12 protein-coding genes and 1 other RNA gene are annotated in these 14,185 nt (G+C 64.7%); 4 read left to right on the top strand and 9 right to left on the bottom strand.

What is annotated here, in order from left to right; all coding sequences use genetic code 11:
• Positions 1-5: 5 nt before the first annotated feature.
• From lapB to gyrA, 9 genes are all read right to left on the bottom strand, one after another.
• On the bottom strand, positions 6-1,163 hold the full coding sequence (gene lapB / locus AC07NT_RS18170) for a lipopolysaccharide assembly protein LapB (protein WP_498596577.1): 1,158 nt from the start codon (positions 1,161-1,163) through the stop codon (positions 6-8).
• On the bottom strand, positions 1,153-1,452 hold the full coding sequence (locus AC07NT_RS18165; protein WP_498596578.1) for a LapA family protein: 300 nt from the start codon (positions 1,450-1,452) through the stop codon (positions 1,153-1,155). Before AC07NT_RS18165 ends, lapB begins: the two co-directional genes overlap by 11 nt.
• Before the next feature lie 40 nt (positions 1,453-1,492).
• Positions 1,493-1,807, bottom strand: a complete 315-nt coding sequence (locus tag AC07NT_RS18160) for an integration host factor subunit beta (protein WP_498596579.1) — start codon at positions 1,805-1,807, stop codon at positions 1,493-1,495.
• A 66-nt stretch (positions 1,808-1,873) separates the two neighbouring features.
• Entirely contained in the window at positions 1,874-3,559 is a 1,686-nt protein-coding gene (gene rpsA, locus AC07NT_RS18155; RefSeq protein WP_498596580.1) for a 30S ribosomal protein S1, read from the bottom strand.
• A 180-nt stretch (positions 3,560-3,739) separates the two neighbouring features.
• Positions 3,740-5,737, bottom strand: coding sequence for a bifunctional 3-phosphoshikimate 1-carboxyvinyltransferase/cytidylate kinase (locus tag AC07NT_RS18150; RefSeq protein ID WP_498596581.1), 1,998 nt, complete (start codon positions 5,735-5,737; stop codon positions 3,740-3,742).
• A gap of 10 nt (positions 5,738-5,747) precedes the next feature.
• Positions 5,748-6,620, bottom strand: a complete 873-nt coding sequence (locus tag AC07NT_RS18145) for a prephenate dehydrogenase (protein WP_498598470.1) — start codon at positions 6,618-6,620, stop codon at positions 5,748-5,750.
• On the bottom strand, positions 6,620-7,702 hold the full coding sequence (gene pheA / locus AC07NT_RS18140) for a prephenate dehydratase (protein WP_498596582.1): 1,083 nt from the start codon (positions 7,700-7,702) through the stop codon (positions 6,620-6,622). The genes AC07NT_RS18145 and pheA overlap by 1 nt, the downstream gene beginning before the upstream one ends.
• 3 nt (positions 7,703-7,705) lie before the next feature.
• The gene (gene serC / locus AC07NT_RS18135) at positions 7,706-8,797 is read right to left on the bottom strand and encodes a 3-phosphoserine/phosphohydroxythreonine transaminase (protein ID WP_498596583.1); all 1,092 of its coding nucleotides are present in this window, start codon (positions 8,795-8,797) and stop codon (positions 7,706-7,708) included.
• The gene (gene gyrA, locus AC07NT_RS18130; RefSeq protein ID WP_498596584.1) at positions 8,797-11,433 is read right to left on the bottom strand and encodes a DNA gyrase subunit A; all 2,637 of its coding nucleotides are present in this window, start codon (positions 11,431-11,433) and stop codon (positions 8,797-8,799) included. Before gyrA ends, serC begins: the two co-directional genes overlap by 1 nt.
• Before the next feature lie 236 nt (positions 11,434-11,669).
• Between gyrA and ompA the strand changes: the two genes are divergently transcribed.
• From ompA to ssrA, 4 genes are all read left to right on the top strand, one after another.
• Complete coding sequence (gene ompA, locus AC07NT_RS18125; protein WP_498596585.1) at positions 11,670-12,221, top strand: outer membrane protein OmpA; 552 nt, start codon at positions 11,670-11,672, stop codon at positions 12,219-12,221.
• Positions 12,222-12,313: 92 nt separating this feature from the next.
• Complete coding sequence (gene ubiG / locus AC07NT_RS18120) at positions 12,314-13,027, top strand: bifunctional 2-polyprenyl-6-hydroxyphenol methylase/3-demethylubiquinol 3-O-methyltransferase UbiG (protein WP_498596586.1); 714 nt, start codon at positions 12,314-12,316, stop codon at positions 13,025-13,027.
• Positions 13,027-13,698: an HAD-IA family hydrolase gene (locus AC07NT_RS18115; RefSeq protein ID WP_498596587.1), complete on the top strand. Its 672-nt coding sequence runs from the start codon at positions 13,027-13,029 to the stop codon at positions 13,696-13,698. The genes ubiG and AC07NT_RS18115 overlap by 1 nt, the downstream gene beginning before the upstream one ends.
• A 12-nt stretch (positions 13,699-13,710) precedes the next feature.
• Positions 13,711-14,085: a transfer-messenger RNA gene (gene ssrA, locus AC07NT_RS18110) on the top strand.
• The last annotated feature ends 100 nt before the right edge of the window (positions 14,086-14,185 follow it).

Raw genomic sequence — 14,185 nt, 5'->3', positions numbered from 1 at the left:
GGTGTTCAGAGTTCTTCGACGCGACGGGCAGGATAGCTGTCCCAGGTCTGGCAGCCCGGGCATTGCCAGAAATGCTGCTTGGCCTCGAAACCGCAGGCGGCGCAGCGGTAGCGCGTGAGCGGCTTGACGGCGTGGTCCAGCGCGCGCTGCACTTGGGGATGAAACTGTTCGTGCTCGAGCTTCTCGCCGGCGATCCACTTGGCGGCGGCGACCAGCGAGGGTTCCCGTTCCAGGTGGTGCACGTACCAGTCACGCGTGCTGGTGCTGCTGCTGCCGGCCGCGGCCTGCAGGGTCACCAGGGCTTCAAGCACATCCAGCGAAGGTGTCTGCTCGTAGATGTCCTGCAGCCTGGCCAGCACGGGCACGGTGCGGCCGCTGGCCACGGCAGCCTGCGCCAGAGGGGCGGCGATCAGCGGCGTGGCAGGCGGGCAGGCGGTCAGGGCGGCTTCCAGCGTCGCGCAGGCCTGCGCGGCCTGCCCTTGTTCCATCTGCAGGCGGGCCAGTTCGACGCGCGCGCGCGGGGCGGTGGGGGCGGTGCTGATGGCCTGGTTCAGTACGTCCTGTGCCTGCGTGACTTCGCCGTGCGCGAGGTGGGCGGCGGCCTGTTCGCACAGATAGTGCGCCAGGCGGCTGCTGAAGCTGCCATGGTCGGCACTTTCAAGCTGGCGTGCGATTTCGGCCGCCAGTGGCCAGTCACGTGAGCGTTCGTAATTGGCGAGTCGGGCCAGTCTGGCCTGGGCCTGGAAGGGCGTGCCTTCGAGCTTGATCAAGGCGTCTTCGGCCCGGTCGAGCAGGCCGGCCTTGAGGTAGTCCAGCGCCAGGGCATGCTGGGCCCGCTGGCGATCGGCTTCGGACAGGTCACCCCGCGAAAGCAGGTGCTCGTGTACCCGCACGGCGCGTTCGTACTCGCCGCGGCGACGGAACAGGTTGCCCAGGGCGAAGTGCAGCTCGGAGGTGTCGGGGTCCTGCTGCACGGCTTCGATGAAGGCGTCGATGGCCTGGTCCTGCTGTTCGTTGAGCAGGAAATTCAGGCCGCGGAAGTAGGCCTTGGGGTTGCGCCGGTTCTCGATGCGCAGTTGGCGCAGGTCCAGGCGAGAGGCCAGCCAGCCCAGGATGAAGGCGGCCGGCAGGCCGAGCAGGATCCAGCTCAGGTCAAGATTCATGGGGTGGCTGCAGTGTGGAGAGGGAAAGCTGGCTTTCGGCTGCGCTCAGGCGGCGCGCCCGGCGTGCAGCGCGACGCTGCTTGAGCCAGCGCGGCAGCATGGCAATCACTCCCGCGGCCAGGCCCAGGGTGAAGGCGGCCAGCACGACCAGCACCATCGGCGCGGTCCAGTCGTGGCCGAAGAAGAGGTGCACGCTGACGTCCTGCTGGTTGTTCAGGGCAAAGGCGAGCAGGGCAAAAAAAATGGCTGCCCGCAGTATCCACTTCAGCAGCCATGTCAGTTGTTTCATCGATGTCCCCCGGGTGAGGGCATTCTAGCGAGTAGCGCGTTCAAACTTTGGGTTCGTTCGCCTGCATTTCGCTGGTGCGCTGGTCCACCGCTTCGCGCAGGGCCTTGCCCGGCTTGAAGTGGGGGACGCGCTTTTCGGGGATGGCCACGCTCTCACCACTGCGCGGGTTGCGCCCCATGCGGGGCGGCCTGCGGTTGATGGAAAAACTGCCGAAGCCGCGGATCTCGATGCGGTGCCCGCGCACCAACGCATCGTTCATCGCGTCCAGGATGGCCTTGACCGCGAACTCGGCGTCGCGGTGGGTCAGCTGCCCGAAACGGGCCGCCAGTTCTTCAACCAGGTCGGAGCGGGTCATGAAATGAGACGTTCGCGTGGCTCGCAGGGTCTCGCCGCTGCACAGCAGCAGCGAGACCCATGCTTATCACTTCTCGGACGTGTCCAGCTTGGCGCGCAGCAGAGCGCCAAGGCTGGTGGTACCGGCGCTTTCGCGGGCCGACTGCTGGTTCAGGTTGGCCATGGCACCCTGCTCGTCGGCCAGGTCCTTGGCCTTGATCGACAGCTGGATGTTGCGGGTCTTGCGATCCACGTTGACCACCACGGCGGTGACTTCGTCGCCTTCCTTGAGCACGTTGCGGGCGTCTTCCACGCGGTCACGCGAGATTTCGCTGGCGCGCAGGTAACCCAGGATGTCCTGGCCCAGATCGATCTCGGCGCCACGGGCGTCCACGGTCTTGACCTTGCCGGTCACCGAGGAACCCTTGTCGTTCACGGAGGTGAAGGTGGTGAAGGGATCCTGGTCCAGCTGCTTGATGCCCAGGGAGATGCGCTCGCGGTCCACGTCGACGGCCAGCACGAGTGCTTCCACTTCCTGGCCCTTCTTGTAGTTGCGCACGGCGGCTTCGCCCGGCTCGTTCCAGGACAGATCGGACAGGTGCACCAGGCCGTCGATACCGGCAGCCAGGCCCACGAACACGCCGAAGTCGGTGATCGACTTGATCGGGCCCTTGACGCGGTCGCCGCGCTTGGTGTTCTGCGCGAATTCCTGCCAGGGGTTGGCCTTGCACTGCTTCATGCCCAGGCTGATACGGCGCTTGTCTTCGTCGATTTCCAGGACCATGACTTCGACTTCGTCACCCAGGGCGACGATCTTCGATGGAGCCACGTTCTTGTTGGTCCAGTCCATTTCGGAGACGTGCACCAGACCTTCGATGCCCGGCTCGAGTTCCACGAACGCGCCGTAGTCGGCGATGTTGGTGATCTTGCCGAACAGGCGGGTGGCGGTGGGGTAACGGCGGGAAACGCCCATCCACGGGTCGTCGCCCATCTGCTTCAGACCCAGGGACACGCGGTTCTTCTCGGTGTCGAACTTCAGGATCTTGGCGGTGATTTCCTGGCCAGCGGTCACCACTTCGGAGGGGTGACGCACACGGCGCCAGGCCATGTCGGTGATGTGCAGCAGGCCGTCGATGCCGCCCAGGTCCACGAAGGCACCGTATTCGGTGATGTTCTTGACCACGCCCTGCACCACGGAACCTTCCTTGAGGTTCTGCATGAGCTTGGCGCGCTCTTCGCCCATGGAGGCTTCCACCACGGCGCGGCGGCTCAGCACCACGTTGTTGCGCTTGCGGTCCAGCTTGATGACCTTGAATTCCAGGGTCTTGTTCTCGTACGGAGACAGGTCCTTGGTGGGACGGGTGTCGACCAGCGAGCCGGGCAGGAAGGCACGGATGCCGTTGACCAGAACAGTCAGGCCACCCTTGACCTTGCCGCTGGTGGTGCCGGTGACGAATTCGCCGGTTTCCAGGGCCTTTTCCAGGCTCATCCAGGAAGCCAGACGCTTGGCGGTGTCACGCGACAGGATGGTGTCGCCGTAACCGTTTTCGATGGAGCCGATGGCCACCGAGACGAAGTCGCCAACTTGCACTTCGAGCACGCCCTGGTCGTTCTTGAATTCCTCGACGGGGACATAGGCCTCGGACTTGAGGCCGGCATTCACGACGACGAAGCTGTGCTCGATGCGCACGACTTCGGCGGTGATCACTTCACCCGGACGCATTTCGGTGCGTTGCAGGGATTCTTCAAACAGGGCGGCAAAAGATTCAGACATTTAAGTTCCTAGACCATCTGGGCGTCCACGAAGGGGATCGTGGCGTGACAGTCGCACCATTGCGACTGGTGGGTAGCTTTCGATGGCAGTTTGTGCGGATGATCCGCGGGTTAAGTTGTTGATCCACACGGCCGTGCGCTTAGCGAGCGCGAGGGGAGCCGGGTGGGCCTCACCAGCCTCTCAGACAGGTCCGAAAGGCTGTTTGCCCTGCCACCAGTCCAGCACGAGATCCACCGACTCTTCAATCGACAGATCCGAGTTGTCCAGCAACCGGGCGTCCTGTGCCGGTTTGAGGGGCGCGACGCTGCGGGACATGTCCCGGGCATCACGCGCTTCCAGATCGGCACGAAGGGTTTCGATTGTAGTCGAAAATCCCTTTGAAATCAACTGCTTATGGCGCCGCTCGGCCCGTTTGGCAGCGCTGGCGGTCAAAAACACCTTCAAGGGGGCGTCCGGGAAGATCACGGTGCCCATATCGCGCCCGTCAGCCACCAGGCCGGGCAGACGGGCAAAGCTGTGTTGCAGGGCCACCAGGGCCGTACGCACGGCCGGCAGGGCCGAGACCTTGGAGGCGTTCATGCCGCCGTTTTCGCTGCGGATGGCGTCACTGACGTCCTCGCCGTCCAGCAGCACGCGCTCACCTGCGAAGCGCACGGGCAGGCGCTCTGCCAGGGCGGCGATGGCTTTCTCGTTGGCCGGCTCCAGCGTCAGACCGGCGCGCAGGGCGGCCAAGGCGGTCACGCGGTAGAGGGCGCCGGAATCCAGCAGGTGGTAACCCAGGCGCTCGGCCAGGACCGCGGCCAGGGTGCCCTTGCCGGAGGCGGTGGGGCCGTCCACGCAGAGGATGGGGACGGCGCCGGTTTGCGGCACTGTGACGGAAAACAGGGCCTCGAAGTAGTCGGGGAAGGTCTTGGCCACGCACTTGGGGTCCAGGATGCGCACGGGCCGGCCAGCCGGGTTGAAGGCGGCCAGCGAAAAACACATGGCGACACGGTGGTCGTCGTAGGTGTGGATGCTGGCGGCCTTCCAGCCGGAGGTGACCAGGGGCGTGATGCGGATGAAGTCCGCGCCTTCTTCGACCGTGGCGCCCAGCTTGCGCAGTTCGGCGGCCATGGCGGCGATGCGGTCGGTTTCCTTGACGCGCCAGCTCGCGATATTGCGCAGAGTGCTGGGGCCGTCGGCATAGAGCGCCATCACGGCCAGGGTCATGGCGGCGTCGGGGATGTGGTTGCAGTCCAGGTCGATGGCCTTGAGCGGCCAGCTGCCCCGGGAGATTTCGAGCCAGTTCGGCCCGCTCGTCACGCGCGCGCCCATCAGGCGGGCGGCGTCGACGAACTTGATGTCGCCCTGGATCGAGCTTTCGCCCACGCCTTCGATGCGCACCGGGGCGGTCGCTTCGGCCGCGATGGCGCCCAGTGCAATGAAGTAGCTGGCCGAGGAGGCATCGGCCTCCACGTGCAGCACGCCGGGCGACTGGTAGCGACTGCCGGCCGGGATGGTGAAGCGCTGCCAGCCTTCGCGCTGGACCTGGATGCCGTAACGCGAGAGGAGGTTGAGCGTGATCTCGATATAGGGTTTGGAGATCAGTTCGCCGATGACTTCGATGGCGATGTCTTTCGACGCGACCAGGGGCAGGGCCATCAGCAGGGCCGTGAGGAACTGGCTGGAGACGTCGCCGCGAACCTTGATCGGGGCGTCAAGGTGGAGACTCGGGCGCCCGATGCGCAGCGGGGGGTAACCGTCGTTACCCAGGTAATCGATGGTGCAGCCCAGCGGGCGCAGCGCATCGACCAGGTCGCCGATGGGGCGCTCGTGCATGCGCGGCACACCCGAGAGTTCGAAGTCGCCGCCCAGTACGGCCAGTGCCGCGGTGAGCGGGCGCATGGCAGTGCCCGCATTGCCCATGAAGAACTTCAGGGCGGTGGTGGGTAGCCTGCCGTCGATGCCGTCGATCACCACGGTGCTGCCGTCCTGTTGCACGCCGCAGCCCAGCTGGCGCAGGGCGGCCAGCATCACGCGGGTGTCGTCGGAGTCGAGCAGGTCATGCAGGGTGGTGCGGCCGCGGCACAGGGCCGAGAGCAGCAGCACGCGATTGGAGATGCTCTTGGATCCGGGCAGGAGCACACGGCCGTGCGCACCGGCCAGGGGCGGCAGGTCGAGAAACGCGGTGGAAAACATCGGGGCGGGATTACCGGCGGTTCTTGTTCATGCTCCAGTGGGCACGGGCCTGACTGGCCTGGCCGATCAGGTCTTCGAGCGCGTCGGCGTTGCCATTGGAGATCATGAGTTCGAGAGCCTGCAGATTGCGCTGGAAGAGCTTGGCCTGGGTCAGCAGCTCTTCACGGTTGGAGATCATGATGTCGCGCCAGACTTGCGGGTCGCTGGCAGCGATGCGGGTGAAATCACGGAAGCCGGGGCCGGCCAGGGAGAGGAAGTCCTTGCCCTGGTTCTGCCCGGTGATGGAGTTCATCAGCGCAAAGGCGATCAGGTGGGGCAGGTGGCTCACTGCCGCAAAGGCCGCGTCGTGCGACTCGGGCGTCATCTTGAGCACATGGCAGCCCAGGGCGGACCAGACGTCGATGGCCTGCTGCACCTGTGTCGCATGGGTACGGTCCAGAGGCGTGAGGATGATCTGCTTGCCCGAATACAGGTCGGGATCGGCATGTTCCACGCCGGAGACTTCCTTGCCCGAGATTGGGTGGGCCGGCACGAAGGAGCCAACCTGTTCGCGCAGGGCACGGCGCGCGGCGTCGACCACATCACGTTTGGTCGAACCCACGTCCATGATCAGCATCTGCGGCGTGACCAGGTGCTTGATGGCCTTGAAGGTGGCCTCGGTGGCAGAGACCGGCACGGCGATCAGCACGATGTCGGCGCCCGAGACGGCCAGCAGGGCCGAGGGGGCTTCGACGTCGATCACGCCCATGGCGCGGGCGCGCTCTGTGGTGGAGGGCGACTTGCTGTAGCCGACCACGCGTTTGACCAGTCCGGCGCGTTTGAGCGCCAGGGCAAATGAACCGCCCATGAGGCCGCAACCGATCAGACCCAACTGTTCAAACATCATTCACTCACCGGGTAGGTGCCCAACACCTTGTAGAACGCGCACAGGCTTTGGAGCTCTTGAAGCGCGGCTGCGACATGGGGCTGGGACGTGTGGCCCTGGATGTCGATGTAGAAATAGTATTCCCATTGTCCCGATCGCGCCGGGCGCGATTCGAAACGTGTCATGGACACGCCGTGTTTTTTCAACGGAACCAGCAGATCGTGCACGGCGCCCGGACGGTTGGGCACCGAGACGATGAGGCTCACGCAGTCCTTGCCCGAACTTTCCGGAGTCGCCAGGGTCTGCGGCAGGCAGACCACGGCAAAACGGGTGCGGTTGTAGGCGTCGTCCTGGATGGCGTGGGCCACCACATGCAGGCCGAATTCGCTGCCGGCGCGTTCGCTGGCGATGCCGGCCCAGGCCGGATTGGTGGTGGCCAGGCGCGCGCCTTCGGCGTTGCTGGCCGCGGCGTGGCGCTCGGCGTGGGGCAGATGGGTGTTGAGCCAGTTCTGGCACTGGGCCAGGGCCTGGGGGTGGGCATAGACGGCGGAGATGCCTTCGAGCGAGTCGGACTGGCGCAGCAGGTTGTGGCGTACCAGCAGGCTGGTCTCGCCTATCACATGCAGCGGCGAGGCGAGGAAGAGGTCGAGCGAGCGCGAGACCATGCCCTCGGTGGAGTTTTCCATGGGCACCACGCCGTACTGGGCGCTGCCCGCGGCGGTGGCGCGGAAGACCTCGTCGATGCTGCCACAGGGCATGCGCTCGATGCTGGAGCCGAAGAATTGCAGGGCCGCCTGCTCGCTGAAGGTGCCGGCCGGGCCGAGATAGGCCACGCGCTGCGGCGCTTCCAGGGCGCGGCAGGCCGACATGATCTCGCGCCAGATGGTGGCCACGCTTTCGCGCTTGAGCGGTCCGGGGTTGCCGGCCTGCAGGCCGGTGATGACCTGTGCCTCGCGTTCGGGACGGAACACCGGCGAGCCTTCAACCTTCTTGATCTCGCCGACCTCGTGCGCCAGTGCGGCTCGGCGGTTCAGCAGGGTCAGCAGCTCCTGGTCCAGGGCGTCGATCTGGGTGCGCAGTTGGGGGAGGGTCTTGGCCATGGCTCAGCTTTGCGTGCGCTCGAATTCTCGCATGTAGGCCACCAGGGCCTGCACACCTTCGAGTGGCATGGCGTTGTAGATGCTGGCGCGCATGCCGCCGACGGACTTGTGGCCCTTGAGTTGCAGCAGACCGGCGGCCTTGGCGCCGGCCAGGAAGGCTTCGTTGCGCGATTCGTCACGCAGGAAGAATGGCACGTTCATGCGCGAGCGACAGTCCTTGGCCACCTTGTTCACGTAGAACTGCGAGCCGCCGATGTAGCTGTAGAGCAGTTCGGCCTTGGCGATGTTGCGTGCTTCCATGGCCGGCACGCCGCCCAGCTTCTTGAGCCACTGGAAGATCAGGCCGGCCATGTAGATGGCATAGGTCGGCGGGGTATTGAACATGGACTCGTTGTCGGCCACGGTCTTGTAGTCGAAAGCGCTGGGGCAGACGGGCAGGGCGCGGCCCAGCAGGTCTTCGCGCACGATGACCAGGGTCAGGCCGGCGGGGCCGATGTTCTTTTGCGCACCGCCGTAGGCCAGTCCGACGCGTGACCAGTCCACTGGACGTGAGGCGACGTGCGAGGAGAAGTCGATCACCAGCGGCGCTTGCGAACCCAGGGCTTTCAGATCGGGCAGTTCGTGGAACTCGATGCCATGGATGGTCTCGTTGGAGCAGATGTGCACGTAATTGGCGTCGGGGCTGAGCTTCCAGCTGGCCGGCGCGGGCAGTTGCGTGAAGCCCCGGGCCTCGTCGCTGGCCGCGATGTTCACGCTGCAGTACTTGCGAGCTTCCTTCTGCGACTTCTGGCTCCAGGCGCCGGTGATGATGTAGTCCACCGTGCCGCCGCGCGAGAGGTTCAGCGGGACGATGGCGTTCTCCGCCAGGCCGCCGCCTTGCATGAAGAGGATGTGGAAGTTCTTCGGTACCGCGAGCAACTCGCGCAGATCGGCCTGGGCCTGCTCGTAGATGCTGATGAACTCCTTGCCGCGATGGCTCATCTCCATCACGCCCATGCCGCTGCCGTGCCAGTCCAGCATTTCGCTGGCGGCCTGCTGCAGCACTTCGGGCGCGATGGTGGCGGGGCCGGCGGAGAAGTTGTAGGGACGCTGCATCAGGAGGCGTCTTCCGCGTCGCCGGGCTCACTCTCGGCGCCTTCGACCCCGTTGGCGTCGTTCTCGACGATGCGCTGCAGACCGCTGAGCTTGGCGCCTTCATCCAGGCCGATCAGGGTCACGCCCTGAGTGGCTCGGCCGAGTTCGCGGATCTCGGCAACGCGGGTGCGCACCAGCACACCCTTGTCGGTGATCAGCATGATCTCGTCGTCGGTGTGCACCAGGGTGGCCGCCACGACCTTGCCGTTGCGCTCGCTCTGCTGGATGGCGATCATGCCCTTGGTGCCACGGCCATGGCGCGTGTATTCCAGGATGGAGGTGCGCTTGCCATAGCCGTTCTCGGTGGCGGTCAGCACGCTTTGCTGCTCGTCCTCCGCCACCAGCATGGCGATCACACTCTGGCCGTCGTCCAGCGTCATGCCGCGCACGCCGCGCGCATTGCGGCCCATGGGGCGCACGTCGTTCTCGTCGAAGCGCACGGCCTTGCCGCCGTCGCTGAAGAGCATCACGTCGTGCTGGCCATCGGTCAGTGCCGCACCGATCAGGAAGTCGCCCGGGTCCAGGTCCACGGCGATGATGCCGGCCTTGCGCGGGTTGCTGAATTCGTCGAGCGTCGTCTTCTTGACCGTGCCCATGCTGGTTGCCATGAACACATAGTGGTCGGCCGGGAAGCTGCGGTTGTCGCCGGTCAGCGGCAGCACCACGTTGATCTTCTCGCCCTCTTGCAAGGGGAACATGTTGACGATGGGGCGGCCGCGCGAGCCGCGTGAGCCGGCGGGCACTTCCCAGACCTTGAGCCAGTACAGGCGCCCGCGGTTGGAGAAGCACAGGATGTAGTCGTGGGTGTTGGCGATGAAGAGCTGATCGATCCAGTCGTCTTCCTTGGTCGCCGTGGCCTGCTTGCCGCGACCGCCGCGCTTCTGCGCGCGGTATTCGGACAGCGGCTGGCTCTTGATGTAGCCGGCGTGTGAGAGTGTCACCACCATGTCGGTCGGCGTGATCAGGTCTTCGGTGGCCAGGTCCTGGGCGTTGTGCTCGACCTGGCTGCGACGCGCGCCGACTTTGCCCTGGCCGAACTCCTGCTTGATGGCGGTCAGTTCTTCGCTGACGATGATGGCCACGCGCCCGGATTTGGCCAGGATGTCGAGCAGATCCTCAATCTCGGCCATGACCTCCTTGTACTCGGTCACGATCTTGTCCTGCTCCAGGCCAGTCAGACGCTGCAGGCGCATCTGCAGGATTTCCTGGGCCTGCGTGTCGGACAGGCGGTACAGGCCGTCGTTGCCCATGCCGTAATTCTTTTCCAGGCCTTCGGGGCGGTAGTCATCGGCATTGACCACGCCGCCATCGGCGCGCGTGCGGGTGAGCATCTCGCGCACCAGCTTGCTGTCCCAGGGCTTGGTCATCAGTTCGGCCTTGGCCACCGGTGGCGTGGGGGCGTTGCGGATGATGGCAATGAAGTCGTCGATGTTGGCCAGCGCCACGGCCAGGCCTTCCAGCACGTGACCACGGTCGCGTGCCTTGCGCAGGTTGAACACCGTGCGGCGTGTCACCACTTCGCGGCGGTGGTCCAGGAAGACCTCGACCAGGTCCTTCAGGTTGCACAGCTTGGGCTGGCCGTTGATCAGGGCCACCATGTTCATGCCGAAGGTGTCCTGCAGCTGGGTCTGCTTGTACAGGTTGTTGAGCACCACCTCGGGCACTTCGCCGCGCTTGAGCTCGATCACCACGCGCATGCCGGACTTGTCGGACTCGTCCTGGATGTGACTGATGCCCTCGATCTTCTTCTCGTGCACCAGCTCGGCGATGCGCTCGAGCAGGTTCTTCTTGTTGACCTGGTAGGGCAGCTCGTCCACGATGATGGATTGGCGCTGGCCCTTGTCAATGTCCTCGAAGTGGCAGCGCGCGCGCATCACCACACGGCCACGACCAGTGCGATAGCCTTCCTTGACACCCTGCATGCCGTAGATGATGCCGGCGGTGGGGAAGTCGGGCGCGGGCACGATCTCCATCAGTTCGTCGATGGAGGCCTCGGGGTTGCGCAGCAGGTGCAGACAGGCGTCGACCACCTCGTTGAGGTTGTGCGGCGGGATGTTGGTGGCCATGCCCACGGCGATACCACCCGAGCCGTTGACCAGCAGATTGGGCAGGCGGCTGGGCAGCACCAGCGGTTCTTTCTCGGAACCGTCATAGTTGGGGCCGAAGTCGACGGTTTCCTTGTCGATGTCGCCCAGCATTTCGTGGGCAATCTTGGCCAGGCGGATTTCGGTGTAGCGCATGGCCGCAGCGTTGTCGCCGTCAACCGAGCCGAAGTTGCCCTGGCCGTCCACCAGCATGTGGCGCATGGAGAAATCCTGCGCCATGCGCACGATGGTGTCGTAGACCGACTGGTCGCCGTGCGGGTGGTACTTACCGATGACGTCACCGACGATACGCGCGGACTTCTTGTAGGCGCGGTTCCAGTCGTTGTTGAGTTCGTGCATCGCGAAGAGCACACGCCGGTGCACGGGCTTGAGGCCGTCGCGCGCGTCAGGCAGGGCCCGGCCGACGATCACGCTCATGGCGTAGTCCAGGTAGCTGCGGCGCATTTCCTCTTCGAGGCTGATGGGCAGGGTTTCCTTGGCGAATTGGGTCATGGAAGAGGTGAGCTCGGACGTGGGCAATCCTCAATTCTAAAGTGCCGGCCATGTGGCATAGCTGCAACAGACCGTTGGAGGACCCAGCAGGCATGCGCCCCCGACGGGATGCGCAGGTTGACCCCCCCTTTTGATATGGCACAATGCATAAGACAGTCAGGTGGCGCTCATAAAGCTATGAATGCCTTCCATTTACCCGCCGTGCCGCTCAGGCCCCAATCCGCTAGAGGAGAACCATGAAGAAACTGAATTCCGTGGCAGCCCTGTTCGCTGCAGTCGCACTTGTGATGGCCGGTTGCGCGTCCACCCCCGAACCCGAGCCGGCACCGAAGGCTGCTCCCGCTGCACCGGCACCGGCACCCGCTCCGGCCCCCGTTGCTGCTCCCGCCCCCGCTCCGGCTGCTCCCGCGACCCCGCCGCCCCCGGCCGCTGTCAAGGTGACCTACGCTGCCGACACCTTCTTCGATTTCGACAAGGCTGTCATCAAGGCTGACGCCAAGGCCAAGTTGGATGACCTGGCCGAGAAGGTCAAGGGCATCAACCTGGAAGTCATCATCGCTGTGGGTCACGCCGACTCCATCGGTACCGATGAGTACAACCAGAAACTGTCTGTGCGTCGTGCCGAAGCCGTGAAGGCCTACCTGACGACCAAGGGCATCGACAAGAACCGCGTGTACACCGAAGGCAAGGGCGAAAAGCAGCCCGTGGCCGACAACCGCACCGCCGAAGGCCGCGCCAAGAACCGCCGCGTGGAAATCGAAGTGGTCGGCACCCGCGCCAACAAGTAATCATTCAGTTGATTGCCTGAAACAAACCCCGCTTCGGCGGGGTTTGTTGCTTCTGGAAGCGCTTTGGACATGAGCTGCCGGATAATCCATCTATGACGATGACTGTGAACGCCGATCCGGCCGAACTGGCCAAATTCTCCGAGCTGGCCCACCGCTGGTGGGATCCCGAGAGCGAATTCCGCCCCCTGCACCAGATCAATCCCTTGCGGCTGGACTGGATCAGCGGCCTGTCGCCGCTGGCCGGCAAGCAGGTGCTTGATATCGGTTGTGGCGGCGGCATCCTGTCCGACTCGATGGCGCGCAAGGGCGCACAGGTCACTGGTATCGACCTTTCGACCAAGGCGCTCAAGGTGGCCCAGCTGCACGCGCTGGAGGCCGGTACGCCCAATGTGAGTTACCGCGAGATCAGCGCCGAGGCGCTGGCGGCCGAGAAACCGGCGAGCTTCGATGTGGTGACTTGCATGGAGATGCTGGAGCACGTGCCGGACCCGTCTTCCGTGGTGCAGGCCTGCGCTACGCTGGTCAAGCCCGGTGGCTGGGTCTTCTTCTCCACCATCAACCGCAACCCCAAGTCCTTCCTGTTTGCCATCGTCGGTGCCGAGTATCTTTTGAACCTGCTGCCGCGCGGTACCCACGAGTACGCCAAGATGATCCGGCCCAGCGAACTGGCGCGGTATTGCCGCCAGGCCAGCCTGGATCTGGGGCCCACACGTGGCATGGAATACAACCCCCTGACCCGGCGCTATTGGCTCAGCGGCGACACCAGCGTCAACTACCTGCTGGCCACACGCAAGTCGGGGATCTGATGGCACGCTTTGCCGGTATCGAGGCTGTCCTCTTTGACCTGGACGGCACCCTGATCGACAGCGCCCCGGACCTGGGCGCCGCCGCTGACCAGATGCGCACCGCCCGCGGATTGCCGCCGCTGCCGCTGGAGCTGTACCGCCCGATGGCGGGTGCCGGTGCGCGCGGCATGATAGGCGTGGCTTTTGGGCTCACGCCGGAAGCTCCGAACTACAACGATCTGCGCGAAGAGTTCATGGCCAACTACGAGCGCTGCATGACGGCGCGCACGTACGCCTTTGCCGGCATCCCCGAACTGGTCCAGGCGCTGTTGCAGCGCGAACTGGCCTGGGGCGTGGTGACCAACAAGATCGAGCGTTTCACGCTGCCGCTGACCGGCGCCATGCCCCTTTTCGCCAGCGCAAGGGCCATTGTCGCCGGCGATACCACGCCACATCCCAAGCCGCATCCGGCACCGCTGTTCGAGGCGGCGCGCCGCCTGGGCCTGGAGCCGCAGCGTTGCCTGTATGTAGGCGACGACGAACGCGACATCGTGGCGGGCCTGGCGGCCGGCATGGGTACGGTGGCCGCCACCTATGGCTACCTGGGTTCCAAGGGTGATGTTTCGACCTGGGGGGCGCACGCCACGATCAATTCTCCAGCCGAGCTCTTGCATTTGCTTGAACAGGCCTAAAATGTGAGCCTTGGGGCTGCATTGGTTTCGACGTGGGTTCGGACGCGATGTGGTGCATGTCGAGCTGAATGTGCTCGTAAAACAGATTCAAAAAACCTAACTGCAAACGACGAACGTTTCGCACTCGCTGCTTAATTGCCAGTGAGCTTTACAACAGCAGGCCGATGGGCTGGGCAAGGGGGCGCAAGCCTCCCGGCTGTAAAGATAATTTCATCGGCTGGTCCGGGGCTGGGTACCTTAGCAACGGACGAGAAAATAGGGTGCTGGCGGCTGGCATAGCGTGCGACTGCGCGATGTCAGTGGCGAGATCCAAATCAGACCGCTAAACATGTAGATCTGCTCGAACAAGGCTTGCGGACGGGGGTTCAAATCCCCCCAGCTCCACCAAAAAACAAAACCCCGGCCGGGAACGGCCGGGGTTTTTTATTGTTCTGACGCGCTGGCGCTCAGTGCAACTCGCCGGATCGGCTGTCCAGCGGGGCGACGA

The organism is Hylemonella sp. GW821-FHT10B10, assembly GCF_059415585.1.
The sequence above is the reverse complement of the archived record's forward strand: the minus strand, read 5'-3'. Positions and strand labels throughout refer to the sequence as shown.

Coding starts and splice junctions, on each gene's coding strand:
- pheA (WP_498596582.1), bottom strand. CDS start 7,702: ATGGCCAAGACCCTCCCCCAACTGCGCACCCAGATCGACGCCCTGGAC.
- serC (WP_498596583.1), bottom strand. CDS start 8,797: ATGCAGCGTCCCTACAACTTCTCCGCCGGCCCCGCCACCATCGCGCCC.
- ompA (WP_498596585.1), top strand. CDS start 11,670: ATGAAGAAACTGAATTCCGTGGCAGCCCTGTTCGCTGCAGTCGCACTT.
- AC07NT_RS18145 (WP_498598470.1), bottom strand. CDS start 6,620: ATGTTTGAACAGTTGGGTCTGATCGGTTGCGGCCTCATGGGCGGTTCA.
- gyrA (WP_498596584.1), bottom strand. CDS start 11,433: ATGACCCAATTCGCCAAGGAAACCCTGCCCATCAGCCTCGAAGAGGAA.
- ubiG (WP_498596586.1), top strand. CDS start 12,314: ATGACGATGACTGTGAACGCCGATCCGGCCGAACTGGCCAAATTCTCC.
- AC07NT_RS18160 (WP_498596579.1), bottom strand. CDS start 1,807: ATGACCCGCTCCGACCTGGTTGAAGAACTGGCGGCCCGTTTCGGGCAG.
- lapB (WP_498596577.1), bottom strand. CDS start 1,163: ATGAATCTTGACCTGAGCTGGATCCTGCTCGGCCTGCCGGCCGCCTTC.
- AC07NT_RS18115 (WP_498596587.1), top strand. CDS start 13,027: ATGGCACGCTTTGCCGGTATCGAGGCTGTCCTCTTTGACCTGGACGGC.
- AC07NT_RS18150 (WP_498596581.1), bottom strand. CDS start 5,737: ATGTTTTCCACCGCGTTTCTCGACCTGCCGCCCCTGGCCGGTGCGCAC.
- rpsA (WP_498596580.1), bottom strand. CDS start 3,559: ATGTCTGAATCTTTTGCCGCCCTGTTTGAAGAATCCCTGCAACGCACC.
- AC07NT_RS18165 (WP_498596578.1), bottom strand. CDS start 1,452: ATGAAACAACTGACATGGCTGCTGAAGTGGATACTGCGGGCAGCCATT.